Source organism: Shewanella sp. HL-SH8, assembly GCF_051165765.1.
Taxonomy (GTDB): domain Bacteria; phylum Pseudomonadota; class Gammaproteobacteria; order Enterobacterales; family Shewanellaceae; genus Shewanella; species Shewanella glacialimarina.
The window spans coordinates 3,578,212-3,604,922 of record NZ_CP195039.1 but is presented as its reverse complement, the minus strand read 5'-3'; the positions used below and the strand labels follow the sequence as shown (position 1 = coordinate 3,604,922).

The following is a 26,711-nucleotide window of genomic DNA, read 5'->3' as shown; positions in this document are numbered from 1 at the left end:
GGGCTTTATTTCTAATCCTTCCTGTTTTAAAAATATTAATCAAAAATATTACTTTTAAAATTAATGCTATATTTTAGTTTGCATGGAACAAAATATGCGCTTTAGACCTAATAAATAATCGCCAGTCGCTTTGTACTATATTAGAAGACTAAATTGGTGCATTGGTTTGAAAACACCTATTATTTTCGTGGCGATAGTCTTATATATGGGGTAAAATGCGCGCGACCAGCGTGATTATGATCGCATTTCCGTGTTAAACCTGCGCTAGCTCCAGAATGAGGTGTTTTTTAACACATTGTTTTTGTAGCGGAACGTGGCGCATTGTCTTTCCTTCAAACGTAGTGCTTGTGGATATGATTACAATTAAGAAAGGATTGGAACTACCTATAACAGGTAGACCAGAGCAAGTTATCCATAATGGCCCAGCCATTAGATACGTAGCTACTTTGGGTGAAGAGTATATTGGCTTACGTCCAACGATGAAGATTAAAGTGGGCGATAAAGTACAAAAAGGCCAGGTTCTTTTTGAAGATAAGAAGAATTTAGGCGTTAAATATACGGCTTTAGCCAGTGGTACTATTTCCGAAATTAACCGAGGTGCTAAACGTGTACTTCAGTCTGTTGTCATTGAAGTTGAAGGTAACGATTGTGTTGCGTTCAATAAATATGATGCTGGCTCATTAGACTCGTTAGACTCGCAAGTTGTTCGTGATAATCTGATTGAATCAGGTTTGTGGACGGCATTGCGTGTGCGCCCATTTAGCAAAGTGCCTGCAGTTGATGCTGCTACACAAGGCATTTTTGTCACTGCTATCGATACACAACCTCTTGCTGCAGATCCTGTGGTAGTCATTGCCGAATATAAAGATGATTTTGCCTATGGTTTAAAGGTGCTTGCACGTTTAACTGAAGGTAAAGTGTATTTATGTAAAGCACCTGGTGCGGATATTCCTTCAGCAAATGCCCAAGTGGCTGAGTTTGGCGGGAAGCACCCTGCGGGGCTTGTTGGTACACACATACATAACATTCTTCCAGCTTCAGCTACGCGAAGTGTTTGGCATGTGGGCTATCAAGATGTTATTGCTATTGGCCAATTATTCACTCAGGGCACTTTAAATACTGAGCGTGTTATTGCCATTGCCGGTCCTAAAGCAAAACAGCCTCGTTTAGTTCGTACTCAAGTAGGCGCAAGCATTACTGAGTTAACGACAAATGAAGTTGATGAAGGCAAAGTTCGCGTCGTTTCTGGCTCAGTATTAAACGGCCGCTTAGCAATCGGGCCTCATGCTTACTTAGGTCGCTACCACACGCAAGTTAGCTTACTTGAAGAAGGTTACGAGAAAGAGTTATTCGGCTGGGCTATGCCTGGGGCGGATAAATTCTCAGTCACTCGTGCATTTTTAGGTCACTTAAGTCCTTCTCGCTTATTTCCAATGACAACTAGCACTGGTGGTTCAGACCGCGCTATGGTGCCAATTGGAAACTATGAGCGGGTAATGCCACTTGATATTCTTCCTACCATGTTATTACGTGACTTAGTGTCGGGTGATTATGATGGCGCTGTGAGACTGGGTGCTCTTGAGTTGGATGAAGAAGATTTGGCGTTATGTACTTTCGTATGTCCAGGTAAATATGACTATGCTTCATATCTACGTGACTGCTTAGATACGATCGAGAGGGAAGGCTAATGGGCTTGAAAGATTTTATCGAACGTATTGAACCGCAATTTGAAAAGGGCGGCAAATACGAGAAGTGGTATGCGCTTTATGAAGCGGCTGCCACGGTATTTTATACTCCAGGTAAAGTGAACAAGGGTAGAACCCATGTTCGTGATAACATCGATCTAAAGCGTATTATGATTACGGTTTGGGCGTGTACATTTCCAGCTATGTTTTTTGGTATGTACAACGTGGGTCTTCAAGCGCAAGTGGCATTAGTTGCTGGCTTTGGTACTCCAGATGTTTGGCAAGTTGGCTTGTTTGAGTTATTTGGTGCTCAGTTGACCGCTGACTCTGGTATCACATCATTGATGTGGTATGGCGCGTGCTTCTTCTTACCCATCTACGCGGTGACTTTCGCTGTCGGTGGTTTCTGGGAAGTATTATTCGCTTCAGTCCGTGGCCATGAAGTAAACGAAGGTTTCTTCGTGACTTCAGTGCTATTCGCACTAACTTTACCTGCAACGATTCCTTTATGGATGGTGGCGTTGGGAATTACATTCGGTGTTGTGGTTGCTAAAGAAATCTTTGGCGGTACAGGCCGTAACTTCCTTAACCCTGCGTTAGCGGGTCGTGCATTCTTGTTCTTTGCTTACCCCTTAAGTATGTCTGGTGACACGACTTGGGTTGTTGCCGATGGTTATTCTGGCGCAACATCACTAAGCTTGGCTGCACAAGGCACATTTGATTATGCTAACAATGCAAAATGGATTGATTCCTTTATGGGTTTCATCCCTGGCTCGATGGGTGAAGTTTCTACCTTTGCTATTTTGCTGGGTGGTTTAGTCATTATTTATGCTCGCATCGCTTCATGGAGAATCGTTGGTGGTGTTTTCATAGGTATGGCTGCTATTGCAACATTATTAAACGTAATTGGTAGCGATACTAACCCTATGTTCGCAATGCCTTGGTATTGGCACTTAGTGTTAGGTGGATTTGCTTTCGGTATGATGTTTATGGCGACTGATCCTGTATCAGCTTCATTTACCAATTCTGCAAAGTGGGCCTACGGTCTGTTAATCGGTGCGATGGTAGTGTTTATCCGTGTGATTAACCCTGCATTCCCTGAAGGTATGATGTTGGCTATTTTGTTTGCCAACTTATTTGCCCCATTATTTGACCACTTCGTCGTGCAAGCAAATATCAAACGGAGGATCGCACGTGGCTAGTAATAAAGATTCGTTCGGTAGAACGCTATTTGTTGTTGTCGGCTTATGTCTTATCTGCTCAGTGCTTGTTTCTACCGCTGCTGTGGTATTAAAACCTATTCAGCAAGAGAACAAGTTACTTGATAAGCAAAAGTATATACTTGAAGCGGCAAGCCTTATTAATACTAAAGAAGGTAAGGTCACTAAAGCAGATATTCTTAGCAAATATAATCAATATGTTGAAGCGCGTTTAGTCGACCTGAAAACCGGTGAGTTTGTCGAAGGTGACGCTAATGCTTATGATCAACGTAAAGCATCACGTGATCTAAGTACTTCATCAATTCCTGAAAATGACATTGCCTCGATCAAGCGCGTTGCCGATAAAGCGGTAGTGTATTTGGTTCGTGATGATGATGGTAAATTAACCAGTGTTATTTTACCTGTTCACGGTTACGGCTTATGGTCAACCATGTATGCGTTCTTAGCATTAGAAGCTGACTTAAACACGATTCAAGGCTTAGTTTATTACGACCAAGCTGAAACTCCGGGTTTAGGCGGTGAAGTTGAAAATCCAAAATGGAAAGCCTTGTGGAACGGCAAACAGTTATTTGATGAGCAAGGTAACTTTGCTATCAGTGTAACTAAAAACCCTGCAGTGGCGAGCACTGTTTACGGTGTTGATGCACTTTCTGGTGCAACATTAACCAGTAACGGTGTACAACATTCATTGCAGTTTTGGTTAGGTAAAGAAGGCTTTGCAAGCTTTATCGCTAAAGCACGCAACGGAGGGTTAAGCTAATGGCTGACGTTAAAGAACTTAAACAGGTTCTGACTGGACCGATTATCAATAATAACCCAATTGCCTTGCAAATATTGGGTGTATGTAGTGCCCTTGCTGTTACCACAAAGCTTGAAACTGCACTGGTAATGACGATTGCATTAACAGCGGTAACAGCGTTTTCTAACCTGTTTATTTCGCTTATTCGTAATCACATTCCAAGCAGTGTGCGTATTATTGTACAGATGACCATTATTGCCTCATTGGTAATTGTGGTTGACCAGGTACTACAAGCTTATGCTTATGCTATTTCTAAACAGTTATCAGTATTCGTAGGTTTGATTATTACTAACTGTATTGTAATGGGTCGTGCTGAAGCTTATGCAATGAAAACGCCTCCGATGATGAGTTTTATGGATGGTATCGGTAACGGATTAGGCTACGGTGTTATTTTATTGTCTGTTGGTTTTTTCCGTGAATTATTTGGTAATGGTTCATTATTCGGCGTAGAAATCCTCAGTAAAATCTCTGACGGTGGTTGGTATCAACCTAACGGTTTATTACTGCTTCCACCAAGTGCGTTCTTCTTGATCGGCGGTTTTATCTGGTTGATCCGTACTTATAAGCCAGAGCAAGTAGAAGCAAAAGGGTAAACGCAATGGAACATTATATTAGTTTATTAATTCGCTCCGTTTTCATTGAAAATATGGCGCTGGCGTTCTTTTTAGGTATGTGTACTTTTTTAGCTGTGTCTAAGAAAGTGACTACTGCGATGGGCCTAGGTGTTGCAGTTATCGTGGTACTGGCTATTTCTGTACCTGCTAACCAAATTATTTATCAAGGTTTACTTGCTCCTGGTGCTTTAGCTTGGGCTGGTATACCGGAAGCTGATTTAAGCTTCTTGAAGTTCATTACCTTCATCGGTGTGATTGCAGCGCTTGTACAAATTTTGGAAATGGCATTAGATAAATACTTTCCACCTTTATACAATGCATTGGGTATTTTCTTACCATTGATTACTGTTAACTGTGCAATTTTCGGTGCAGTATCATTTATGGTAGAGCGTGATTATAACCTAGGCGAAAGCGTAGTGTTTGGTATCGGCTCTGGTATCGGTTGGGCGTTAGCAATTGTATTGTTAGCGGGTATCCGTGAGAAAATGAAGTATTCTGATGTGCCAAATGGCTTACGTGGCTTAGGTATTACCTTTGTTACCGCAGGTCTTATGGCTTTGGGTTTCATGTCGTTCTCTGGTGTTTCTTTGTAAGAAATACTGAGACGAAGTATTAATTTGAACCTTTAAGGAATAAGTGAATGGGTATTCTTGAATCTACTCCAATAGATGTTTATCTAGGTGTGAGTATGTTTACTGTTATCGTACTAGTTTTGGTATTAGTGATTTTATTCGCTAAGTCGAAGCTGGTTGCTAGCGGTGATATCACCATTAGTATCAATGGTGATGCAGACAAGGCAATTAAAACAGGTGCCGGTGGTAAGCTACTGGGTGCCTTAGCCAATAATGGTATTTTCGTATCAAGTGCATGTGGTGGCGGTGGCTCATGTGGTCAATGTCGCGTGATGATCAAATCTGGTGGCGGTGATATTTTGCCAACAGAACTTGATCACATCAGTAAAGGCGAAGCTCGCCAAGGTTGTCGTTTGTCATGTCAGGTCAACGTAAAAAGTGACATGGACATTGAATTAGACGAAGAAATCTTTGGTATTAAAAAATGGGAATGTGCAGTTATCTCTAACGATAATAAAGCCACTTTCATTAAAGAACTGAAGCTTCAAATTCCTGATGGTGAAACAGTTCCATTCCGTGCCGGCGGTTATATTCAAATTGAAGCACCTGCTCATCATGTTAAATATGCTGAGTTTGAAGTGCCTGAACAATATCGTGGCGACTGGGAGCATTTTGGCTTCTTCAAGTTAGAGTCAAAAGTAGACGAAGAAACAATTCGTGCATACTCAATGGCTAACTATCCAGAAGAGTTTGGTATTATTATGTTGAACGTGCGTATTGCTACGCCACCGCCACGTAATCTGACCTTACCTTGTGGCAAAATGTCTTCTTACATTTGGAGCTTGAAAGCGGGTGATAAAGTCACTATTTCTGGTCCTTTTGGTGAGTTTTTCGCTAAAGATACGGATGCTGAAATGGTCTTTATTGGTGGTGGAGCAGGTATGGCGCCAATGCGTTCTCATATCTTCGACCAGCTTAAACGCTTAAACTCGAAACGTAAGATCAGTTTTTGGTACGGTGCGCGGTCAAAACGTGAAATGTTCTATGTAGAAGATTTTGACGGCCTTGCAGCTGAAAATGATAACTTCAAATGGCATGTTGCTTTGTCTGATCCTCAGGCAGAAGATAACTGGACTGGTTACACAGGTTTTATTCATAACGTATTGTATGAAAACTATCTGCGTGATCATGATGCGCCAGAAGATTGTGAGTTCTACATGTGTGGACCTCCAATGATGAACGCAGCAGTTATAGGCATGTTAAAAGATTTAGGTGTCGAAGATGAAAACATCTTATTAGATGACTTCGGCGGTTAATATCAATTAAGTTAAGGTGCTAAATTTAGCACCTTAATTTTTTATAGATTGCAGTATGCATTAGCTACTGCAATTTTTTGTTTTATGGGATAGTTCATTATGGCGACATCAATTAAATCATTCCTGCTCATCCTGATTGCTTGCACAATTACAGCCTGTACACAGTCTGAGACCACCATTAAGTTGGAAGGGCGAACAATGGGCACCACATATCATATTACTTTGGTCACTAACGAGCATTTGCCGCAAGCACAATTGTTACAAACAGAAATAGATATGGCCCTTGAGACCGTTAATAATCAAATGTCTACCTATCGTCCGAACTCAGAGTTATCTCGTTTTAATCAGTTACAAATTAGACAAGGTGTCGATGTCTCACCCGATACTCTTTTGGTTGTAAAAGAGGGGATCCGTTTGAACGAGATAACCGACGGTGCTTTAGATATTACACTTGGGCCGCTGGTTAACTTATGGGGATTTGGTCCAGACAAACGTCCTACATCTATTCCAACTGCTCAAGCCATAAGCGATGCTAAAGCAAAGACAGGGATCAATGAGTTAACTATTGAAGGCTCCAAGCTAGTTAAACATAATGCCGATTTATATGTTGATCTATCCTCAATAGCTAAAGGCTTTGGTGTTGATAAAGTGGCATCTTTATTAGACAAGTATCAAATAGAAGGTTATTTAGTTGAAATTGGTGGCGAAATTAGTACCAAAGGGACTAAATTTGACGGAACGCCTTGGCGTGTCGCAATTGAAAAGCCTGCAGAAGACGGGCAAGAAGTGCAGCAAGTGATAGAACTTGATACAATGGCCCTAGCAACATCAGGTGACTATCGTATTTATTATGAAGAAAATGGTGAACGTTTTACGCATTTAATCGATCCCCGTACTGGTTATCCAATTAAGCATAAATTAGCCTCAGCCACTGTGCTGCACAAAAGTTCAATGACAGCAGATGGTTATGCTACAGCAATGATGGTATTAGGCACAGAGGCATCATTAGCACTTGCCAAAGAGCAAAATTTAGCAATAATGCTGATTGAAAAGCAGGAACAAGGTTATCAGGTCTTTTATAGTGAGGCCTTTAAGCCTTATCTTGATTGATCCATCCATTAAACTGGAGTCCGAAATGAGCACATTTATTGCTGCGTTTGTGGTGTTATTAGTTTTTTTCTTATTGATGTCTATTGGCTATATCATTAAGAAAAAAGCAGTGGAAGGAAGTTGTGGTGGCTTAGGAGTGTTAGGCATCGAAAAAGCCTGTGACTGCGATGACCCCTGTGACAAACGTAAACGTCGAATGGCAGAAGAAGAACGCCTCGAGAAGTTAGCGCAAAACAGAATCATCTAACTTATTTGATTAGAGTTAATAAAGTTGTACATATAACAGCGCACAAAAAAAGTGGGCTGTTTTTATATGATGACGCTGAAATTTATCGTCTTTAGCAGCATTTTTAGCTATCTGACTAGCAAGTCAGTAAAAGCTTAGGTAAGCTGTTGCCCATTATCTATGTAACATCCCTGTCGTATTACTTGTAGGTTTTAAAGTAAGTCATTCCAAACGATTATTATTGTGTCGATATTTTATCGGCACGGGATGCTTTTGTTTTATGGAGATCACTTAACATGAATAAAGTTCCAATGACCGTTGTTGGTGCTGATCAATTACGCAAAGAATTAGACATCTTAAAGTTTGATCGACGCCCTAAAATTACAGAAGCAATTGCTTCGGCGCGTGAGCTTGGTGATTTAAAAGAAAATGCAGAATATCATGCAGCACGTGAAGATCAGGGTATATGTGAAGCCCGTATTCGTGATATTGAAGGCAAACTGTCTAATGTACAGATTATTGATGTCACTAAAATAGAGAATACTGGCAGAGTTATCTTTGGTACTACTGTCAGCATTCTCAATATCAATACCGATGCTGAAATGACTTATCGAATAGTTGGTGATGATGAAGCAGATATCAAATTGAATTTGATATCTGTTAACTCCCCAATTGCTCGTGGACTTATTGGTAAAAACGAAGGTGATGAAGTCGGTATTGCCACTCCTGGTGGAATAACTGATTACGAAATTTTATCAGTTAAATATATCTAATTTTTACAGATAATAAAAAAACCACTGCCAAGGCAGTGGTTTTTTTATGTCAAATTGTTATAACTTAAGTTAATGATCTCGTTGATTCATTGACAGTAATTATTTTACTTTCGGAATGGCAATTTTCATTTCTGCAGATTGACGGAAGATAACTAAAATATGACCGATAGTTTGCACTTTCGTAGACTGTGTTTCACGAACAATGGCGTCAACGATGGCATTTTTAAGTTCTCTATCAGAAGAGGCAACTTTTACTTTGATCAATTCATGATAACTAAGTGCGCTATCAATTTCAGCCAGAACACCTTCAGTCAAACCATTGGCACCAAGCATCACAACGGGCTTTAAATTGTGCGCCAAGCCTTTTAGATGCTGCTTTTGTTTGGTTGTTAAATTCATTTATACCAACTTTTACTGAGTTACTGTTGAAAAGCGGCTATTCTACCCTTATATAGTCTCTATGTAACTCTCAATCGTTGCGGAATTTCAATGTCAGCTAAAAAACGTACAGCCAGCTCTAATCGCTGGATGCTAGAACACTTTGATGATCATTATGTTAAATTGGCTCAAAAACGTGGAATGCGCTCGCGCGCAGCTTTTAAACTAGAAGAAATTCAGCAAAAAGATCACTTGATTAAGTCAGGTATGACTGTAGTAGACTTAGGTGCAGCTCCTGGAGGTTGGTCTCAAGTTGCGGTTAAGTTAGCTGGAGAAAGGGGTAAAGTCATCGCCTGTGATATTTTACCTATGGATCCCATTGTCGGAGTCGATTTCTTACAAGGGGATTTTAGAGAAGAAAAAGTACTCGAAGCTTTGCTTGACCGTGTAGGTGAAGCTAAAGTGGATGTGGTATTATCAGATATGGCACCAAATATGAGCGGTGCAGATGTTGTTGATCAACCTAGAGCAATGTATTTAGTTGAATTAGCATTAGACATGTGTAGGCAAGTATTGGCTCCAAACGGCTGCTTTGCCGTCAAAGTCTTTCAGGGGGAGGGTTTTGACGATTATATGAAGTCGGTTAAACAAGTTTTCAAAGTAGTAAAAACCCGTAAACCAGACTCATCTAGGGCCCGCTCTAGAGAAGTCTATTTAGTGGCGACTGGTTACAAGTTGTAGTAGTCTAATATCCATTATCGCAAGACTGTAATAGAGGTCTAATAATTTGAGTGACATGGCAAAAAATTTAATACTCTGGGTCGTCATCGCTGTTGTGTTGATGTCAGTATTTCAGGGTTATTCCCCCACTTCTTCGAATTCGCAGAAGATGGACTATTCCGCTTTTCTTGATAATGTCCGAGATGGACAGATTAAGACTGTTGAGATTAAAAGCGATCAGCGTACTATTGAGGGAACAAGATCTTCAGGAGATAAGTTCACCACGATTATGCCTATGTATGACCAAGATTTAATAAATGATCTTGATCGCAGAGGTATCTCGATGAAAGGTCAAGAAGCTGAAGAATCAGGCTTCTTAACCCAAATATTCATTTCATGGTTCCCAATGCTACTGCTTATCGGTGTGTGGATTTTCTTCATGCGTCAAATGCAAGGTGGTGGCGGTAAAGGTGCAATGTCGTTTGGTAAGAGTAAAGCCAAACTGATGAGTGAAGACCAAATTAAGACCACTTTTGCTGATGTAGCAGGTTGTGATGAAGCAAAAGAAGAAGTTAAAGAGCTGGTTGATTATTTACGTGATCCAACCAAGTTCCAAAAGCTAGGCGGCCGTATTCCAACTGGCGTGTTAATGGTTGGTCAACCTGGTACAGGTAAGACCCTATTAGCCAAGGCTATTGCCGGTGAGTCTAAGGTGCCATTCTTTACTATATCAGGATCTGATTTTGTTGAGATGTTTGTTGGTGTTGGTGCATCTCGTGTGCGTGATATGTTCGAACAAGCAAAAAAATCTTCACCTTGTATCATTTTTATCGATGAAATCGATGCAGTAGGTCGCCAACGCGGCGCCGGTGTAGGTGGCGGTCATGATGAACGCGAACAAACCTTAAACCAAATGCTGGTTGAGATGGATGGTTTTGAAGGTAATGAAGGCGTCATCGTTATTGCTGCAACTAACCGCCCTGACGTTCTAGACTCTGCGTTACTTCGTCCAGGTCGTTTTGACAGACAAGTCGTGGTTGGATTGCCTGATGTTCGTGGCCGTGAACAAATTTTAAAAGTACACATGCGCAAAGTGCCCTTGTCTGAAGATGTTAAAGCAAGTGTTATTGCCCGTGGTACACCTGGATTTTCTGGTGCTGATCTCGCTAACTTAGTTAACGAAGCTGCATTATTTGCTGCGCGTGGTAATCGCCGCATGGTTAGCATGGAAGAGTTTGAACGGGCCAAAGATAAAATTATGATGGGCGCAGAACGCCGTTCTATGGTGATGTCAGAATCTGAAAAAGAAATGACAGCTTATCATGAAGCTGGCCACGCCATCGTAGGTTGCTTAGTACCTGAGCATGATCCTGTGCACAAAGTGACTATTATCCCACGTGGACGTGCATTAGGTGTGACCTTCTTCCTGCCATTAGCTGATGCCGTTAGTCAAAGTCGTCTAAAACTAGAGTCACAAATTTCTGTGGCTTATGGTGGTCGATTAGCTGAAGAGTTGATCTATGGTAGTGATAAAGTGTCAACTGGTGCATCACAAGATATCAAATACGCTACTTCTATAGCGCGTAATATGGTGACTCAGTGGGGATTTTCAGACAAATTAGGTCCTTTACTTTACGCTGAAGAAGATAATGAAGTGTTTTTAGGTCGTAGCATGGGCAAATCAAAAGCTATGTCTGCCGATACCGCTTCGCTTATTGATTCCGAAATTAAAGCATTTATTGATAAAAATTATCAACGTGCGCAAACAATGCTGACTGAAAATATGGATATTTTACACTCCATGAAAGATGCATTGATGAAGTATGAAACCATTGATTCATTGCAAATTGATGACTTGATGAACCGTCGTGAAGTTCGTCAACCAGCTGATTGGCAAGTTGATGACTCTTCTGATGATAAAGGTGATGGTAAACCTGAAGCAAAAGATGATGATAAAGTTGAAAAAGTGACAACTGAATCGGAAGATAATGCTAAGAAAGATGATTTAAAGCCTGATGAGTCGCCCGTTAAGTAATGACGTGGTGTAAGTTAAAAAAGCCCCGCAAGGGGCTTTTTTGTTTTAGCTGATGGGTAATTATAGGTAACCAGTAATGTTTAAATTATCACATGGTAATAAACAGTTAGATTTAGCTCAACCTGTTGTAATGGGGATTGTTAATGTAACACCTGATTCCTTTTCCGATGGTGGAGAATTCAATTTATTTGAACATGCCTGCAAACATGTTGATTATATTATCGAGCAAGGTGCTAGCATTATTGATGTCGGTGGTGAATCGACACGTCCAGGTGCCTCTGAGGTCACTGTTGAACAAGAACTTGCAAGAGTATTACCTCTAATCAAATATATTGCTGATAAACATGATGTTTGGATCTCCATTGATACCAGTAAACCAGAGGTTATGCAGCAAGCTGTAGCAGCGGGTGCCAATTTAATTAATGATGTTAGAGCTTTACAGCTCCCTGGTGCAATTGAGATGGCAGCAACTCTAAAAGTGCCAGTTTGTTTGATGCACATGCAAGGTCAGCCTCAAACAATGCAAGACTCACCAGAATATGGAGATGTTATCTCTGAGGTGAGTGCTTTTTTTGAGCGGCGCATTATAGCTTGTGAGGCTGCAGGGATCACAAGAAGCAAGATAATATTAGATCCAGGCTTTGGCTTTGGTAAAACTTTAGCGCATAATTACCGCTTATTAGCGACATTGCCGCTGCTACATCAATTTCACTTACCAATATTAATAGGTTTGTCTCGAAAAAGCATGATTGGTGATTTATTAGCAAGGCCAACGTCTGAGCGCTTGGCCGGCAGTCTTGCCGGCGCGTTAATTGCTGCGCAGCAAGGAGCTCAAATTATACGTGTACATGACGTTCCCGAAACCGTCGATGTACTGAAAGTCATGGCGGCTACCATGGCGAATATTTAAGTTAGCCGCTGATAATAAATTAATTACAACAAACTGAGTGAATTCACTTAAGTGGGGATATGTGAAACAAAGACAATTTTTTGGAACTGATGGCATTCGTGGAAAGGTCGGTTCAGGCAAGATGACACCTGAGTTAGCATTAAAACTAGGCTGGGCAGCGGGGCGAGTGCTTTCACGCAGTGGAACAAAAAAAGTGATTATCGGTAAAGACACTCGTATTTCAGGTTACTTATTTGAATCAGCACTCGAAGCGGGCTTATCTGCAGCAGGTTTGAATGTGTTACTGCTTGGGCCTATGCCGACACCTGCGGTGGCATATTTAACCAGAACATTTAGAGCAGAAGCCGGGGTTGTGATCAGTGCATCGCATAATCCTTATTATGACAATGGTATTAAGTTCTTTTCAACCGATGGCAGTAAGCTAGATGATGCTATTGAACTTGAAATTGAAGCCGAACTTGAAAAGCCACTGGTATGTGTTGAATCACATTTGCTTGGTAAGGCACGCCGTATCGATGATGCAGCAGGGCGTTACATTGAGTATTGTAAAGGGAATTTCCCTGCAGAGCATACGCTTACAGGGCTAAAAATTGTAGTGGATTGTGCCCATGGTGCTACTTATCACATCGCACCGAGTGTATTTAGAGAGTTAGGTGCTGAAGTGGTTGCTATTGGTGATAAACCTGATGGGTTAAATATCAATGATAAAGTTGGCGCAACCGCAATGGCTAAAATTTGCGAAACCGTACTCGCTGAGAACGCAGATTTAGGTATCGCGTTAGATGGTGATGGCGATCGTATTATGATGGTTAATCGACATGGTGAAGTGATTGATGGTGATCAAATATTATACATATTAGCTGTCGATGCACAAAAGCGTGGTGTATTAAAAGGTGGGGTTGTTGGCACTTTAATGTCAAATCTAGGACTTGATTTAGCCTTACAAGAGTTGAATATTCCTTTTGTTCGCTCTAATGTTGGCGACCGTTATGTGATGGAACTGCTGAAAAAGCATGAGTGGCGTATCGGTGGTGAAAATTCAGGTCATATTCTTAACTTAGATCATGGCACTACAGGCGACGGTATTATTGCAGGTATTCTAGTATTGGCGGCGATGCGTAGGCAGAATGCTTCCCTTGAGTCGCTTACCGAAGCGATGAAGATGCTACCGCAAGTGCTAGTTAATGTAAGATTTGAAGGCAGTAATAACCCACTTGATTCTGATGCAGTTAAATCGGCACAAGCCTATGTTGAGCAACAACTTGGTGCTCGAGGCAGAGTATTATTAAGAAAGTCTGGTACAGAACCGCTTATTCGCGTGATGGTAGAAGGCGATGAGCATGATCAAGTGCTGGCATTTGCAAATAAAATTGCCGACGCGGTAAAAATGTCCTGTTAGTCAGAAATAAATCATAAATATTTAATTAAGCTGTTGCTGGGGTAAAAAGTAACCACTTCGACAGCTTATTGTAAATATTCATCTATTACCTATTGTAACTTGATAAGTGGTTCGCTATTATTCACGCCGCTTTCAAAGGAGACAGTGATGGCACTCAGACGTCCTATGGTAGCTGGCAACTGGAAAATGAATGGCAATTCGGCATTAGCCCAAGAGTTATTTAAAAAGTTTGCAGCAAAGCTCCAAAATGATTCCGCTGAAGTGGTTTTATGCCCGCCTTCAATTTATCTTGAAAGTGTTAGGCAACTGCTTGAGTCAAACAAGCAAACCCTAGATGGGGCACTTGTTAGAATGGGCGCGCAAAATCTTAGTCAACATGACTTCGGCGCGTATACCGGCGAAATATCCGGGCAGATGCTAAAAGATTCAGGATGTCGATACGTAATTATCGGTCACTCCGAACGTCGCCGTATGTACGGTGAAACGAGTAATATAGTGGCAGAAAAGTTTGCCGCAGCTCAAAAACATGGTTTGACGCCTATATTATGTGTGGGAGAGTCAGGTCCAGCACGAGAAGCAAGACGTACTTTTGAAGTTATTGCTGAAGAGTTGGATATCGTCATTGAGAAAAATGGCACTATGGCTTTTGACAATGCGATTATCGCCTACGAACCTTTATGGGCTGTAGGGACAGGTAAGAGCGCAACTCCAGAGCAGGCACAAGAAGTTCATGCGTTTATTCGCAGTCGCCTCTCTGAAGTATCTCCATTTATTGGAGAAAATATCAGAATTTTATACGGTGGAAGTGTCACGCCAAGTAATGCGGCAGATATTTTTGCCCAACCTGATGTTGATGGTGGATTGATTGGCGGAGCTAGCTTAAATTCGTCCGAATTCCTAAGTTTATGTTCCATAGCAATGAGCGCATAATAATATGTACGAAGTACTTATAGTTGTTTACATGGTGGTAGCAATTGGCCTAGTAGGTTTAATTCTTATTCAGCAAGGTAAAGGCGCCGATATGGGCGCATCATTTGGAGCCGGAGCGTCTGGTACGTTATTTGGTTCTAGCGGTTCAGGTAACTTTCTGACTCGTAGCACAGCAGTTTTAGCTATCGCATTTTTTGCTTTAAGCTTAGTAATTGGTAATCTTAGTGCCAATCACAGTAAAGCTGAAGATAATTGGAGCGATATAGGTCCAGCCACTGAGCAAATCATTGATGAAGCGCCAGTAGTTGAACAAGAATCAGAAGATAAAATTCCTGATTAAAGTACCAAATTAGCCGAGGTGGTGGAATTGGTAGACGCGCAGCCTTGAGGTGGCTGTGTCTTAACGGACGTGCGGGTTCAAGTCCCGCTCTCGGCACCAGTTAAAAATTGTTCAGTTGGCCTTGTATTACTGAATAGTTATTGCAAGATAAGGCGTAAGTCAATATACTTGCATGCAGTTGACGCGGGATGGAGCAGTTTGGTAGCTCGTCGGGCTCATAACCCGAAGGTCGTCGGTTCAAATCCGGCTCCCGCAACCAGCTCCCTGTTATTGGATACTTCGATAACAGATACAGGTTCTATAGCAAAATAGCCTCGTATTTACGGGGTTTTTTGTTATATGGACTTTTGATTTTCCGTGATTTTAAGGCGGATTATACAGGGGCTTTTGCCCTTTTTTTGTTTTTTGGGGGTCATTTTTGGCAACATTAGAATCAAGACTGGTAGACATGTTAACGGTACCAGTTGAAGCACTTGGTTTTAAGCTTTGGGGCATTGAGTATGTCCAAGCTGGTAAACACTCGATAGTACGCATATTTATTGATCATGAAAATGGCATCCATATTGAAAACTGTGCCGAAGTGAGCCGACAAGTGGGTGCGGTACTTGATGTTGAAGACCCTATTTCTACAGAATTTACCCTTGAAGTATCTTCTCCGGGTGTAGATAGACCTTTATTTACTGCTCAACAATATGCAGCCTATGTAGGCGAAGATGCAAAAGTACAATTGACTATGCCGGTAGCGGGTAGTCGAAATTTAAAAGGCGCCATTGCTAAAGTTGACGGGCAAATGCTCACAATAACAGTAGATGGAAAAGACTTGGTTGTTGCTTTGGATAATATCCGCAAAGGCAACATCATCGCAAAATTTTAATAGTTTCAGGTGAAGAACGAGGCTAGACCAAATGAATAAAGAGATCCTGCTAGTAGCAGAAGCGGTTTCAAATGAGAAAGCGGTTCCGCGTGAGAAAATTTTTGAAGCGTTAGAAACTGCCCTTGCAACAGCAACCAAGAAAAAATACGAAGGTGATATTGAAGTTCGTGTTGCTATCGATCGTAAAACCGGACACTACGACACTTTCCGTCGTTGGATGGTTATCGATGATCAAGGTGAGCCGTTAGAAAACCCATATAGCGAAATTACCCTTGAAGCTGCACGCTATGAGAACCCTGATCTTCAACCTGGCGATTATGTTGAAGATGAGATCGATTCAGTAGTATTTGACCGTATAACAACTCAAACCGCAAAACAGGTTATCGTACAAAAAGTACGTGAAGCTGAGCGTGCTCAAGTTGTTGAACAGTTTATTGAGCGTGAAGGCGAGATTGTTACTGGTGTTGTTAAGAAAAGCACCCGTGAAAACGTGGTTGTTGATTTAGGTAATAACGCTGATGGCGTGATATTTAAAGAAGACTTAATTAGCCGTGAATCATTCCGCCCAGGTGATCGCGTTCGTGCATTACTTTATGCAGTTCGCCCAGAAGCACGTGGCGCGCAGTTATTTTTAACTCGCAGTAAGCCTGAAATGCTCATTGAGCTTTTCCGTGTTGAAGTGCCTGAAATTTATGACGAGTTGATTGAAGTTATGGGTGCTGCCCGTGAGCCAGGTGCCCGCGCTAAGATAGCCGTAAAATCAAACGATAAACGCATAGATCCAATAGGTGCTTGTGTTGGTATGCGCGGTGCACGTGTTCAAGCTGTATCGAATGAATTATGTGGTGAGCGTGTTGATATCGTGTTGTGGGATGATAATCCAGCACAATATGTCATCAATGCGATGGCACCAGCTGATGTTGCTTCAATTATTGTTGACGAGGATAACCATTCAATGGATATCGCCGTTGAAGCTGACAGTCTGGCACAAGCAATTGGTCGTAACGGCCAAAACGTACGTTTAGCGACTCAACTTACTGGTTGGGAATTAAACGTAATGACAGTAGAAGACATGAATAAGAAACACCAAGCGGAAAGCGCGAAAGTGGTTGAATTATTTATGGCTACTTTAGAAGTAGACGAAGATTTTGCAACAGTTCTAGCGGAAGAAGGTTTCACTTCATTAGAAGAGATCGCTTACGTACCAGAAGCAGAATTACTTAATATTAACGGATTTGACGAAGATATCGTGGCTTCTTTGCGTGAACGCGCCAAAGCAGCGATTTCTACGCGTGCATTAGCTTCAGAAGAAGCATTAGATGGTGCACATCCAAGTGAAGACTTATTAGCGCTTGACGGTTTAGAAAGACATCTTGCCTTCGTATTAGCAAGTAAAGGTGTTGTTACATTAGAAGACCTTGCTGAGCAAGGTATCGATGATTTAATCGAAATAGAAGAATTGACAGAAGAAAAAGCAGGTGAGCTCATCATGGCAGCCCGCAATATCTGTTGGTTTGGCGAAGAAGCATAAGTCGATCAACAGGGGGATTTATTTGATGGCAGATACAAGTTTAGAAAAATTAGCTCAAGAAGTGGGCAAAACGGTTGATCGTTTAGTTGAACAATTTAACGAAGCCGGCATTACAAAGACAAAAGCTGACACTGTTTCTGAAAATGAGAAACAGCAGTTATTAGATTTTTTGAAGAAGCAACATGGTGGCGAATCTGCACCAACAAAAATGACATTGCAACGTAAAACCGTATCTACGTTAAGTGTGCCTGGTTCTGGTGGTCAGTCAAAAGACGTTAAAGTTGAAGTTCGTAAAAAACGTACTTTTGTTAAACGTGATGACGCCGATGTAGCTAAACTAGCTGCCGAAGAACAAGCTAAAGCTGAAGAAGCTAAGCTTAAAGCGGCTGCAGATGAAAAAGCTAAAGTTGAAGCAAAGGCTAAAGCTGATGCAGATGCAAAAGCTAAAGTGGCTAAAGACGCTGAAGCTAAAGCTAAAGCTGCCAAGGCACCAAAAGTTGAGCCTAAAGCTGATAAGCCTTTAGACCCAGCAGCTCAAGCAGCAAAGGAAGAAGCTGAACGCATTAAAGCGACTCAGGAGAAAGTTCTGACGCAAAAGCAAATTGAAGAAGCCGACAAAGCTGCTGAAAAGGCGCGTAAATTGGCTGAAGAAAATTCTAAGCGCTGGGCTGACGAAGAGCGTCTACGCCTAGAAGCTGAAAAGAATGGTGATCACCATGTAACGACATCTAAAGTAGCGCGAGCTGCTGAAGATAGTTCTGATATGGATGATGAAAAACGTGGTCGTCGTGCTCGCAACAAAAACACCAGTAAGAAACGCGGTGGTAAAGATGCACGTGACGGTCGTGAAAGACATATGCGTCGCAATACAGCACCACAGTCCATGGCTCATGGCTTTAACAAGCCTGTTGCCGCAGTGACTCGTGATGTGCGTATTGGCGAAACGGTTACAGTTTCTGAATTAGCTCATTTGATGGCAGTTAAAGCAACTGAAATCATTAAGCAAATGATGAAAATGGGTACAATGGTTACCATTAACCAAGTACTTGACCAAGAAACTGCACAGTTAGTGGCAGAAGAAATGGGCCATAAAGTGGTTCTACTTCGTGAAAATGAACTAGAACATCAAGTAATGCAAGACCGTGATGATAACGTTAAATTAGAAACACGTGCGCCAGTTGTGACCATCATGGGTCACGTTGACCATGGTAAAACGTCATTACTTGATTATATCCGTCGCGCTAAGGTAGCAGCTGGTGAAGCCGGTGGTATTACCCAGCATATTGGTGCTTACCATGTAGAAACTGAGAACGGTATGATTACCTTCTTAGATACTCCTGGTCATGCTGCGTTTACCTCTATGCGTGCGCGTGGTGCTAAAGCGACTGATATCGTTATTCTAGTTGTTGCTGCTGATGATGGTGTAATGCCACAGACAATAGAAGCAATTCAACATGCTAAAGCCGGTAATGTGCCTTTAATCGTTGCGATTAACAAAATGGATAAGCCTGATGCTGATCCTGAGCGTGTTAAAAGCGAACTATCTCAACATGGCGTAATGTCAGATGATTGGGGTGGAGACAATATGTTTGTCAATCTTTCAGCTAAGACTGGTGAGGGTGTTGATGATCTATTAGAAGGTATTTTGCTTCAGTCTGAAGTATTAGAACTTAAAGCCGTTCGTGACACTATGGCCGCAGGTGTAGTCATTGAGTCTAAGCTTGATAAAGGCCGTGGACCTGTCGCAACTGTATTGGTTCAAGAAGGTACTTTACGTCAAGGCGATATCGTTCTATGTGGTTTAGAGTACGGAAAAATCCGTGCAATGAAAGATGAGAATGGTAATTCAATCACTGAAGCCGGCCCTTCAATTCCAGTTGAGATTTTAGGTCTTTCTGGTGTGCCATCAGCGGGTGATGAAGCTACCGTTGTACGTGATGAACGCAAAGCACGTGAAGTTGCACTTTATCGTCAAGGCAAGTTCCGCGATGTTAAGCTTGCTCGTCAGCAGAAGTCTAAACTTGAAAACATGTTTGCTAACATGGAAGAAGGTGAAGTTCAGGAATTGAATATCGTTCTTAAAGCGGACGTACAGGGTTCTCTGGAAGCGATTTGTGATTCATTAACAGGTCTATCAACAGCTGAAGTTAAAGTTAACATTATCGCTCGTGGCGTTGGTGCCCTTACTGAAACTGACGCAACGTTAGCTGCAGCGTCTAATGCTATTATGGTTGGCTTCAACGTTCGTGCTGATGCACAGGCGCGTAAGACAATTGAAGCTGAAAGTGTTGATTTACGTTATTACAGCATCATCTACAACTTAATTGATGAAGTAAGAGCGGCAATGACTGGTATGTTAGCGCCTGAGTTCAAGCAAGTGATCATTGGTCTTGCTGAAGTTCGTGATGTATTTAAGTCTCCTAAGTTAGGCGCAATTGCTGGCTGTATGGTTACTGAAGGTATTGTTAAGCGCAGTGCACCAATTCGTGTACTACGTGACAACGTGGTGATCTACGAAGGTGAGCTAGAGTCTTTACGTCGCTTTAAAGATGATGCCGCTGAAGTTCGTAATGGCATGGAATGTGGTATCGGGGTTAAGAATTACAACGATGTTCGCGTAGGCGACCAAATCGAAGTATTCGAAATCGTCGAAGTAGCTAGAACGCTATAACATGTGAAAGGGCGGCATTAGCCGCCCTTTTTGATTTAATGGCTTAAGTGGGTTAATAGTCATGGCAAAAGAATTTAGTCGTACTCGTCGTATCGCTCAGCAGCTTCAACAAGAGCTGGCTATGGTGCTGCAACGTGATATGAAAGATCCTCGTATCGGTTTTGTTACAGTTAATGACGTTGAAGTTTCACGTGATTTAAGTTACGCCCGGGTATTTGTGACTTTCTTCGAAGAAGACATTAAGTTAGTTGAAGAAAAAATTGCGGCGTTAACCGCTGCTGCACCTTATATCCGTACATTAATTGCAGGGCGCATGAAACTTAGGGTTATGCCTGAGCTGCGTTTTATGTACGATAGTTCATTAGTCGAAGGTATGCGCATGTCTAACCTAGTTAGCCAGGTCATCACTAAAGACAAGCAAAAGCAGCAAGACAGTGGTCGTGTTGATGAGATTGACCAAGACGATACCCAGGAGAAAGATTAATGGCGCGTCGTCAAAAAGGTCGTTTTATTGATGGCATCGTTTTACTCGATAAAGGCACGGGCATTAGCTCTAATCATGCACTTCAGCGAGTAAAACGTTTTTTTAATGCCAACAAAGCTGGACATACCGGTGCGCTAGATCCTCTAGCAACGGGTATGCTACCTGTGTGTTTAGGTGAAGCTACCAAGTTTTCTCAACATCTTCTAGATGCTGATAAACGCTATACAGTGATTGCTAAGCTAGGGCAGCGAACAGATACCAGTGACTCAGATGGCGAAGTGGTTCAAGAGCGAGACATTAATTTTACTGAAGATCAACTGCAACAAGCATTAGCGCATTTTCGTGGTGATACTATGCAAGTGCCTTCAATGTATTCTGCATTAAAGCATCAAGGTAAGCCGCTTTATAAATATGCTCGAGAGGGTATTGAAGTCCCACGTGAAGCAAGACCGATTACGGTTTTTGAATTGAACTTTTTGGGACTAGAAGGTGACGAGCTAACACTTGATATTGACTGTTCCAAAGGCACTTACATTCGCACTATTATTGATGATCTTGGTGAAATGCTAGGCTGTGGTGCGCATGTTATTATGTTGCGTCGCACACAAGTTGCCAATTATCCTTACGATAAGATGGTAACCTTAGAACAGTTAGCGGCGATGATTGACTCTGCGACTGAGCAAGATATTTCTCCTTTTGAAGCGTTAGATTCACTATTACTGCCTATGGATACTGCGGTAGCTAATTTCGCAGAAATAAATTTACCGCAAGATATGTTGTATTATGTTATGCAGGGCCAAGCAATACAGGCATCGGGATTAAAACCCGACGAATTAGTGCGCATCACCATTGGTGAAGAGCATAAATTTGTCGGCGTGGGGTCTATGAATGATGATGGTTTACTCGCACCTAAGCGTCTCATTGTTATTCGCGAAGCTGAATCAGATAATACTATAAGTTGATGCAAGTTTATTATTGCTTAAATTGGGCAAACTAATTATTTATATTGCTCTAGTCATTAATTCTCGGTAGAATGTCGCGCTTCCTTTAGCTGAGTTAGTGATCGGCTAAAGATTATTTATTATATTTTGGAGATACACATGTCACTAAGTGCTGAAACTAAAGCAAAAATTCTAGCAGACTTCGGTCGTTGCGAAAACGATTCTGGTTCTACTGAAGTACAGGTTGCTTTATTAACTGCTCAAATTAACCACCTTCAAGGTCACTTTAAAACGCATATTCACGACCACCACTCACGCCGTGGCTTGTTACGTATGGTAAGTGCTCGCCGTAAGCTTTCTGCTTATTTAAAGCGCACTGACGTAGCTCGTTATACTGCTATGATTCAGAAGTTAGGTTTACGTCGTTAATACGACTTTGACTTACTTTAGTAAGTCAAAACCGTAAAAAGGAGGCTTAGCCTCCTTTTTTATTGTCTTAAATTTGATGATTTCTAAAGTTGTAATATTTTAGCGCTTTCAGAGGCAATATACTTTTGTTCGAACTCTTCTAATGGTAATGGCTTGCTGAAGAAAAAACCTTGCCCAATAGGACAGTTATTTTCTCTAAGCCAGTCAAGTTGCTCCTCATTTTCAATTCCTTCAGCAACAATTGATAAATTTAGTTGGCGCCCTAGCATCAAAATAGTTGATGCTATTGCACTATCAACCGGAAGGTCGCTTACAAAAGCGCGATCTATCTTCATCGTGGTTATAGGCAAATGGCGTAAATAAGATAACGAAGAGTATCCAGTACCAAAATCGTCAACTGCAATACCAAAACCAGCGGATTTGAGTTGTTCCAATTTTGCTATTGCCTGTTCTATATCATTCATCAATGATGTTTCGGTTATTTCTATTTCAAGTAAGTCTGGACGGATTTGATAGCGTAAAGCAAGTTGTTTGATATCAGGCACCAAACTTGAGTCGGCAAATTGCTGTGATGCGACGTTAACGGCAATAGGAACGGCATAATTGTATTTTTTCTGCCAATCTCTCAGTATTTTACAGCTTTGTTCAATGACCCATCTACCTATTGGAATAATAATACCAGTCTCTTCAGCTACAGGGATGAAAGACATTGGGCTGATGAGTCTGCCATCTTTCTGCCAACGAATTAATGCTTCACAACCAATAACCTTATTTGTGTTAATGTCGAATTTAGGTTGAAAATGAAGTAGGAACTCATTGTTTTTAAGTGCATCGTGCAAAGAGGCTTCGGTACGAAGTCTTACCGCTGCCCGCTCGGTCATTTGTTCTTTAAAAAACGCCCATTGATTCGAACCTGCCGCTTTAGCACTGTACATGGCGATATCAGCATGGCGTATTAAATCCTCTGCACTCTCACCATCATCAGGGTAAATGGAAATGCCGATAGAGGCCGCTGGGTGGATGGTGTGTTCATTTAACTGTAGCGGAGCATTAAGCTGTATCAGCAGTTTATCAACAAAGTCTGCCGCCTGATCTGGGCTTTGGATATCATCGGCTAATACGACAAATTCATCCCCACCTAGACGAGCAACGCTCCCCTTATCACCAACAACGCGTTCCAGAATACGGGCAATACGTGCTAGAAATTGATCACCTAATGCATGGCCTAGCGAATCATTAACATTTTTAAAGCGGTCTAAATCGATAAACAGCAATGCAAAGTTGCGTTTGTGCACACGCGATCGTTGAATAGTTACATTGAGTGTTTCTAGTAATAAAGTTCGATTGGGTAATCCTGTGAGTGGATCTCGGGTGGCCATTTTACGAAGCTTATTTTGAGTTTGACTAAATTGCAGTAAAATTTGATTAAATTTACTGGCCACTAATCCTAACTCGTCATCCTTATGAGCTTTAGAAATTGGCAATAAGTTTTCACCGGGTGAATCAGGATCTATTTTATCTATGGCTTCACTTATTCTCGCGATAGGTTGAGTTAAGAATCGATGGAAAACGACGCTAAGTACCAAGGTGAGTAATAATGCTCGGGCCAATGTTGCAATAAAGCTGAGCTGAAGTTGGTCAAACAGATGCGTCGTTAACTTTTGAGTGTCATAAAATATCGTTAAACTACCAATTAGTTGTTGCTTTTTACTGCCTTCAAAATAGAAGGGGCGGTATAAGGGGCGTGATATTTCCTTTAGGTCACCAAATAAACGGTTACTCAATAAAATGTAATTTTCTGAAAAGTCCTCACCTTCATTCACCACACTGACAAAAAGTGAGCCATCATCAAGCTCAAGCACCGCAGAGCCCACATTATCAACTTTAATAATACCCTCTAAGGTTTGCTGAGCTAATTTATCATCTAATGCCCAGATGGCATTCGTGGTTGTTTGCTCTACAGAGTTAAGTAGTTCTTGCTGTGAGCTAGATAGTTGTTGTTTAGTCGTAACAACAACTAGGGCTATTTCAACAACAAATACAGCGATTGCAAAAAACAACGCCGTAAATACGACAAGATTAGTTTGTTTCCAAGTCAGTGATTTAAATCTTGAGGTCATCATTAATTCCGTGTCTTATAAGACCAGTAATGTTATTCGTCTTTATTATTAGTTTTTGTCTATTATTTTAAGAGTTTTGTGACAAAAAAGTTCGTTTTATGTGATTGATAACAAATTAATTCATTAAATAGAATCTATCCATTACTCTAAAGTAACTGTAGTAAAATTAGTGCTCCTTGTCACTCATATTTATACGAATAGCGTCTAACACAGGTGATTTAAGTTTACGCTAGCAAAAATAATGAAATGATTTACCAAGTTTGAAGTACTTTATTTATCAGTAAATAGGGAAGTATTTTAGAATGAAGAGTAAATTTTTATACCTAGATAAGAAGTGTCTATTTAACTATTGATTCTATTTGAAGTATACTTGCGCAGGTAATTTAAAGGTCATTAATTAAGGAATGGGTCACGTGAATCCAATTGTAAAGAGTTTTGAGTATGGTCAACATACAGTCACCTTAGAAACGGGTGTTATTGCACGTCAAGCTGATGCTGCTGTTTTAGCAAGCATGGGCGATACCACAGTGTTAGTTACTGTCGTCGGTAAAAAAGTTGCTGATTTAAGCCGCGATTTTTTCCCACTAACTGTTAACTATCAAGAAAAGACCTATGCTGCGGGTAAAATCCCTGGTGGTTTCTTCAAGCGTGAAGGTCGTCCGTCAGAAGATGAAACTCTGATTGCCCGTCTTATCGACCGTCCAATTCGTCCTTTATTCCCTAACGGTTTTAAAAACGAAGTTCAAGTTATCATTACTGTGGTTTCTGTTGACCCACAGATTGAGCCAGACATTGTATCAATGATTGGTACTTCCGCAGCATTAGCTATTTCTGGTATTCCATTTAGTGGTCCTTTAGGTGCTGCTCGCGTTGGTTATATCAACGGTGAATATGTGCTTAATCCAAGTGTTGATCAGTTAGCGACTAGCGACCTTAATTTGGTTGTAGCGGGTACGCAAAGCGCTGTGTTAATGGTTGAGTCAGAAGCGAAATCGCTTGCTGAGGAAATTATGCTAGGTGCCGTGACTTATGGTCACGATCAACAACAAGTAGTTGTCAATGCGATTAGCGAATTTAAAGCTGAAGCAGGCAAGCCAACATGGGATTGGACTGCACCAGTTCAAGATCAAGATTTAGTTGCAAAAATCAAAGAACTTGCTGAAGCGGGTTTGACAGAAGCTTATCAAATTGAAGTTAAGCAAGATCGCTATGCACAAGTTGGCGTAGTTAAATCAGCGGCTAAAGCTGCATTAACAGCTCAAAATAGCGATGTTGATTTACGGGAAGTAGATAATCTACTTGCTAGCCTTGAAAAGAAAGTTGTTCGCGGCCGTATTATCAGTGGCAAGCCACGTATCGATGGTCGTGAACCTGACATGATCCGCGCATTAAGTGTATTAGCAGGTGTTCTTCCACGTACTCATGGTAGCTCACTGTTTACCCGTGGTGAAACTCAGGCGTTAGTGACATGTACTTTAGGTACAGAGCGTGACGCACAGAAAATTGATAGCATCATGGGCGAACGTACTAATCGTTTTATGCTGCACTATAACTTCCCTCCGTACTGTGTTGGTGAAACTGGTATGGTTGGTTCACCTAAGCGTCGCGAAATCGGTCATGGTAAATTAGCATGGCGCGGTATGAAGGCTGTTATGCCTTCAGCTGAAGAATTTCCGTACAGCGTTCGCGTAGTATCTGAAATTACTGAATCTAATGGTTCAAGCTCTATGGCTTCAGTATGTGGTACGTCATTAGCATTAATGGATGCTGGTGTACCAATCAAAGCATCTGTTGCTGGTATTGCGATGGGTCTAGTTAAAGAAGGCGACGATTTTGTTGTACTTTCTGACATTTTAGGTGATGAAGATCACTTAGGTGACATGGACTTTAAAGTGGCTGGTACTCGTGATGGTATTACTGCATTGCAGATGGATATCAAGATTGAAGGTATCACTAAAGAGATCATGGATATTGCACTGCAACAAGCATACGGTGCACGTGTTCATATTCTTAACGTAATGGATCAAGCAATTGGTTCTCATCGTGATGATATCTCTGATCATGCTCCACGTATCACGACTATCAAGATCAATCCTGAAAAAATCCGTGATGTTATCGGTAAAGGTGGTGCAACTATTCGTGCACTGACTGAAGAAACGGGTACAACTATCGAGTTAGATGACAACGGTACAGTCAAGATTGCTTCTAATAATGGCGAGGCAACTAAAGAAGCTATTCGTCGTATAGAAGAAATTACCGCTGAAGTTGAAGTTGGTCGTATTTATAATGGTAAAGTGATTCGTATCGTTGATTTCGGTGCATTTATTAACATTCTTCCTGGTAAAGATGGCTTAGTGCATATTTCGCAAATCAGTGATGAGCGCGTAGCAAATGTATCAGATCACTTAGAAATGAACCAAGAAGTTGCTGTTAAGGTGATGGAAGTGGATCGTCAAGGTCGCGTACGTTTATCAATTAAAGAAGCACAAACTAAAGAAGCTGCTGAATAAGCGACTATTTTAAGTGTAAAAATTGAGTGTGATGAAAGGGAGGCCAATTGGTCTCCTTTTTTTAGTTTTTTGACAATTAAATCAAATAGCAAATAGCACTAACCCCGCTAGGTTGTTATCATGC

Annotated in this window: 24 protein-coding genes and 2 tRNA genes; 24 read left to right on the top strand and 2 right to left on the bottom strand. The window is 41.3% G+C overall.

The window, feature by feature from the left end:
- Nucleotides 1–353 precede the first annotated feature (353 nt).
- The 9 genes from ACRWQN_RS15845 (at nt 354) to greA (ending at nt 8,315) form a co-directional block, all read left to right on the top strand.
- A complete protein-coding gene (locus tag ACRWQN_RS15845) occupies nt 354–1,688 on the top strand; it encodes a Na(+)-translocating NADH-quinone reductase subunit A (protein WP_434940677.1) in 1,335 nt (444 codons plus the stop codon).
- Entirely contained in the window at nt 1,688–2,887 is a 1,200-nt protein-coding gene (locus tag ACRWQN_RS15840; RefSeq protein ID WP_434926900.1) for an NADH:ubiquinone reductase (Na(+)-transporting) subunit B, read from the top strand. The genes ACRWQN_RS15845 and ACRWQN_RS15840 overlap by 1 nt, the downstream gene beginning before the upstream one ends.
- Nucleotides 2,880–3,665: a Na(+)-translocating NADH-quinone reductase subunit C gene (locus tag ACRWQN_RS15835; protein WP_434926899.1), complete on the top strand. Its 786-nt coding sequence runs from the start codon at nt 2,880–2,882 to the stop codon at nt 3,663–3,665. Before ACRWQN_RS15840 ends, ACRWQN_RS15835 begins: the two co-directional genes overlap by 8 nt.
- Nucleotides 3,665–4,297, top strand: coding sequence for an NADH:ubiquinone reductase (Na(+)-transporting) subunit D (locus ACRWQN_RS15830; protein ID WP_226413890.1), 633 nt, complete (start codon nt 3,665–3,667; stop codon nt 4,295–4,297). The genes ACRWQN_RS15835 and ACRWQN_RS15830 overlap by 1 nt, the downstream gene beginning before the upstream one ends.
- A gap of 5 nt (nt 4,298–4,302) precedes the next feature.
- Nucleotides 4,303–4,911, top strand: coding sequence for an NADH:ubiquinone reductase (Na(+)-transporting) subunit E (gene nqrE / locus ACRWQN_RS15825; RefSeq protein ID WP_226413892.1), 609 nt, complete (start codon nt 4,303–4,305; stop codon nt 4,909–4,911).
- A gap of 47 nt (nt 4,912–4,958) precedes the next feature.
- Nucleotides 4,959–6,206, top strand: a complete 1,248-nt coding sequence (gene nqrF, locus ACRWQN_RS15820) for an NADH:ubiquinone reductase (Na(+)-transporting) subunit F (RefSeq protein WP_235088546.1) — start codon at nt 4,959–4,961, stop codon at nt 6,204–6,206.
- 96 nt (nt 6,207–6,302) lie between these two features.
- On the top strand, nt 6,303–7,316 hold the full coding sequence (locus ACRWQN_RS15815) for an FAD:protein FMN transferase (protein WP_434940676.1): 1,014 nt from the start codon (nt 6,303–6,305) through the stop codon (nt 7,314–7,316).
- A gap of 25 nt (nt 7,317–7,341) precedes the next feature.
- Nucleotides 7,342–7,563 carry a (Na+)-NQR maturation NqrM gene (gene nqrM, locus ACRWQN_RS15810; RefSeq protein WP_226413896.1) on the top strand — a complete coding sequence of 74 codons (222 nt, stop codon included), beginning with the start codon at nt 7,342–7,344 and terminating at the stop codon, nt 7,561–7,563.
- A gap of 275 nt (nt 7,564–7,838) precedes the next feature.
- Nucleotides 7,839–8,315 carry a transcription elongation factor GreA gene (greA, locus tag ACRWQN_RS15805; RefSeq protein ID WP_434926898.1) on the top strand — a complete coding sequence of 159 codons (477 nt, stop codon included), beginning with the start codon at nt 7,839–7,841 and terminating at the stop codon, nt 8,313–8,315.
- Nucleotides 8,316–8,414: 99 nt separating this feature from the next.
- Here greA and yhbY read toward each other — a convergent pair whose 3' ends face one another.
- Nucleotides 8,415–8,714: a ribosome assembly RNA-binding protein YhbY gene (yhbY, locus tag ACRWQN_RS15800; protein ID WP_434926897.1), complete on the bottom strand. Its 300-nt coding sequence runs from the start codon at nt 8,712–8,714 to the stop codon at nt 8,415–8,417.
- Between the two features lie 90 nt (nt 8,715–8,804).
- Between yhbY and rlmE the strand changes: the two genes are divergently transcribed.
- The 14 genes from rlmE to rpsO all read left to right on the top strand — a co-directional run bounded on the left by rlmE (nt 8,805) and on the right by rpsO (nt 21,957).
- Nucleotides 8,805–9,434, top strand: coding sequence for a 23S rRNA (uridine(2552)-2'-O)-methyltransferase RlmE (gene rlmE, locus ACRWQN_RS15795; protein ID WP_226413902.1), 630 nt, complete (start codon nt 8,805–8,807; stop codon nt 9,432–9,434).
- A 46-nt stretch (nt 9,435–9,480) separates the two neighbouring features.
- The gene (gene ftsH, locus ACRWQN_RS15790) at nt 9,481–11,448 is read left to right on the top strand and encodes an ATP-dependent zinc metalloprotease FtsH (protein WP_434938796.1); all 1,968 of its coding nucleotides are present in this window, start codon (nt 9,481–9,483) and stop codon (nt 11,446–11,448) included.
- A gap of 76 nt (nt 11,449–11,524) precedes the next feature.
- The gene (gene folP / locus ACRWQN_RS15785; protein WP_434938794.1) at nt 11,525–12,358 is read left to right on the top strand and encodes a dihydropteroate synthase; all 834 of its coding nucleotides are present in this window, start codon (nt 11,525–11,527) and stop codon (nt 12,356–12,358) included.
- A 61-nt stretch (nt 12,359–12,419) separates the two neighbouring features.
- Complete coding sequence (gene glmM / locus ACRWQN_RS15780) at nt 12,420–13,757, top strand: phosphoglucosamine mutase (protein WP_434938792.1); 1,338 nt, start codon at nt 12,420–12,422, stop codon at nt 13,755–13,757.
- Between the two features lie 147 nt (nt 13,758–13,904).
- Entirely contained in the window at nt 13,905–14,687 is a 783-nt protein-coding gene (gene tpiA / locus ACRWQN_RS15775) for a triose-phosphate isomerase (RefSeq protein ID WP_434926893.1), read from the top strand.
- 4 nt (nt 14,688–14,691) lie between these two features.
- Nucleotides 14,692–15,027: a preprotein translocase subunit SecG gene (secG, locus tag ACRWQN_RS15770; protein ID WP_434938790.1), complete on the top strand. Its 336-nt coding sequence runs from the start codon at nt 14,692–14,694 to the stop codon at nt 15,025–15,027.
- A gap of 12 nt (nt 15,028–15,039) precedes the next feature.
- A tRNA-Leu gene (locus ACRWQN_RS15765) sits at nt 15,040–15,126 on the top strand.
- Between the two features lie 83 nt (nt 15,127–15,209).
- Nucleotides 15,210–15,286 (top strand) — tRNA-Met (locus tag ACRWQN_RS15760).
- A 159-nt stretch (nt 15,287–15,445) separates the two neighbouring features.
- Nucleotides 15,446–15,901 carry a ribosome maturation factor RimP gene (gene rimP / locus ACRWQN_RS15755; protein ID WP_226413914.1) on the top strand — a complete coding sequence of 152 codons (456 nt, stop codon included), beginning with the start codon at nt 15,446–15,448 and terminating at the stop codon, nt 15,899–15,901.
- 31 nt (nt 15,902–15,932) lie between these two features.
- Nucleotides 15,933–17,432: a transcription termination factor NusA gene (nusA, locus tag ACRWQN_RS15750; protein WP_434926890.1), complete on the top strand. Its 1,500-nt coding sequence runs from the start codon at nt 15,933–15,935 to the stop codon at nt 17,430–17,432.
- A gap of 25 nt (nt 17,433–17,457) precedes the next feature.
- A complete protein-coding gene (infB, locus tag ACRWQN_RS15745) occupies nt 17,458–20,103 on the top strand; it encodes a translation initiation factor IF-2 (RefSeq protein ID WP_434938788.1) in 2,646 nt (881 codons plus the stop codon).
- A gap of 61 nt (nt 20,104–20,164) precedes the next feature.
- Nucleotides 20,165–20,587 carry a 30S ribosome-binding factor RbfA gene (gene rbfA / locus ACRWQN_RS15740; RefSeq protein WP_226413920.1) on the top strand — a complete coding sequence of 141 codons (423 nt, stop codon included), beginning with the start codon at nt 20,165–20,167 and terminating at the stop codon, nt 20,585–20,587.
- Nucleotides 20,587–21,549, top strand: a complete 963-nt coding sequence (gene truB / locus ACRWQN_RS15735) for a tRNA pseudouridine(55) synthase TruB (protein ID WP_434938786.1) — start codon at nt 20,587–20,589, stop codon at nt 21,547–21,549. The genes rbfA and truB overlap by 1 nt, the downstream gene beginning before the upstream one ends.
- A 138-nt stretch (nt 21,550–21,687) precedes the next feature.
- Nucleotides 21,688–21,957: a 30S ribosomal protein S15 gene (rpsO, locus tag ACRWQN_RS15730; RefSeq protein ID WP_235088586.1), complete on the top strand. Its 270-nt coding sequence runs from the start codon at nt 21,688–21,690 to the stop codon at nt 21,955–21,957.
- An 83-nt stretch (nt 21,958–22,040) separates the two neighbouring features.
- Here rpsO and ACRWQN_RS15725 read toward each other — a convergent pair whose 3' ends face one another.
- Entirely contained in the window at nt 22,041–24,077 is a 2,037-nt protein-coding gene (locus ACRWQN_RS15725) for a putative bifunctional diguanylate cyclase/phosphodiesterase (protein WP_434938784.1), read from the bottom strand.
- Nucleotides 24,078–24,490: 413 nt separating this feature from the next.
- On the opposite strand from ACRWQN_RS15725, the gene pnp reads away from it, so the two are divergent.
- Nucleotides 24,491–26,587 (top strand): polyribonucleotide nucleotidyltransferase, encoded by a 2,097-nt coding sequence (gene pnp, locus ACRWQN_RS15720; RefSeq protein ID WP_434926886.1) that lies wholly within the window; start codon nt 24,491–24,493, stop codon nt 26,585–26,587.
- The last annotated feature ends 124 nt before the right edge of the window (nt 26,588–26,711 follow it).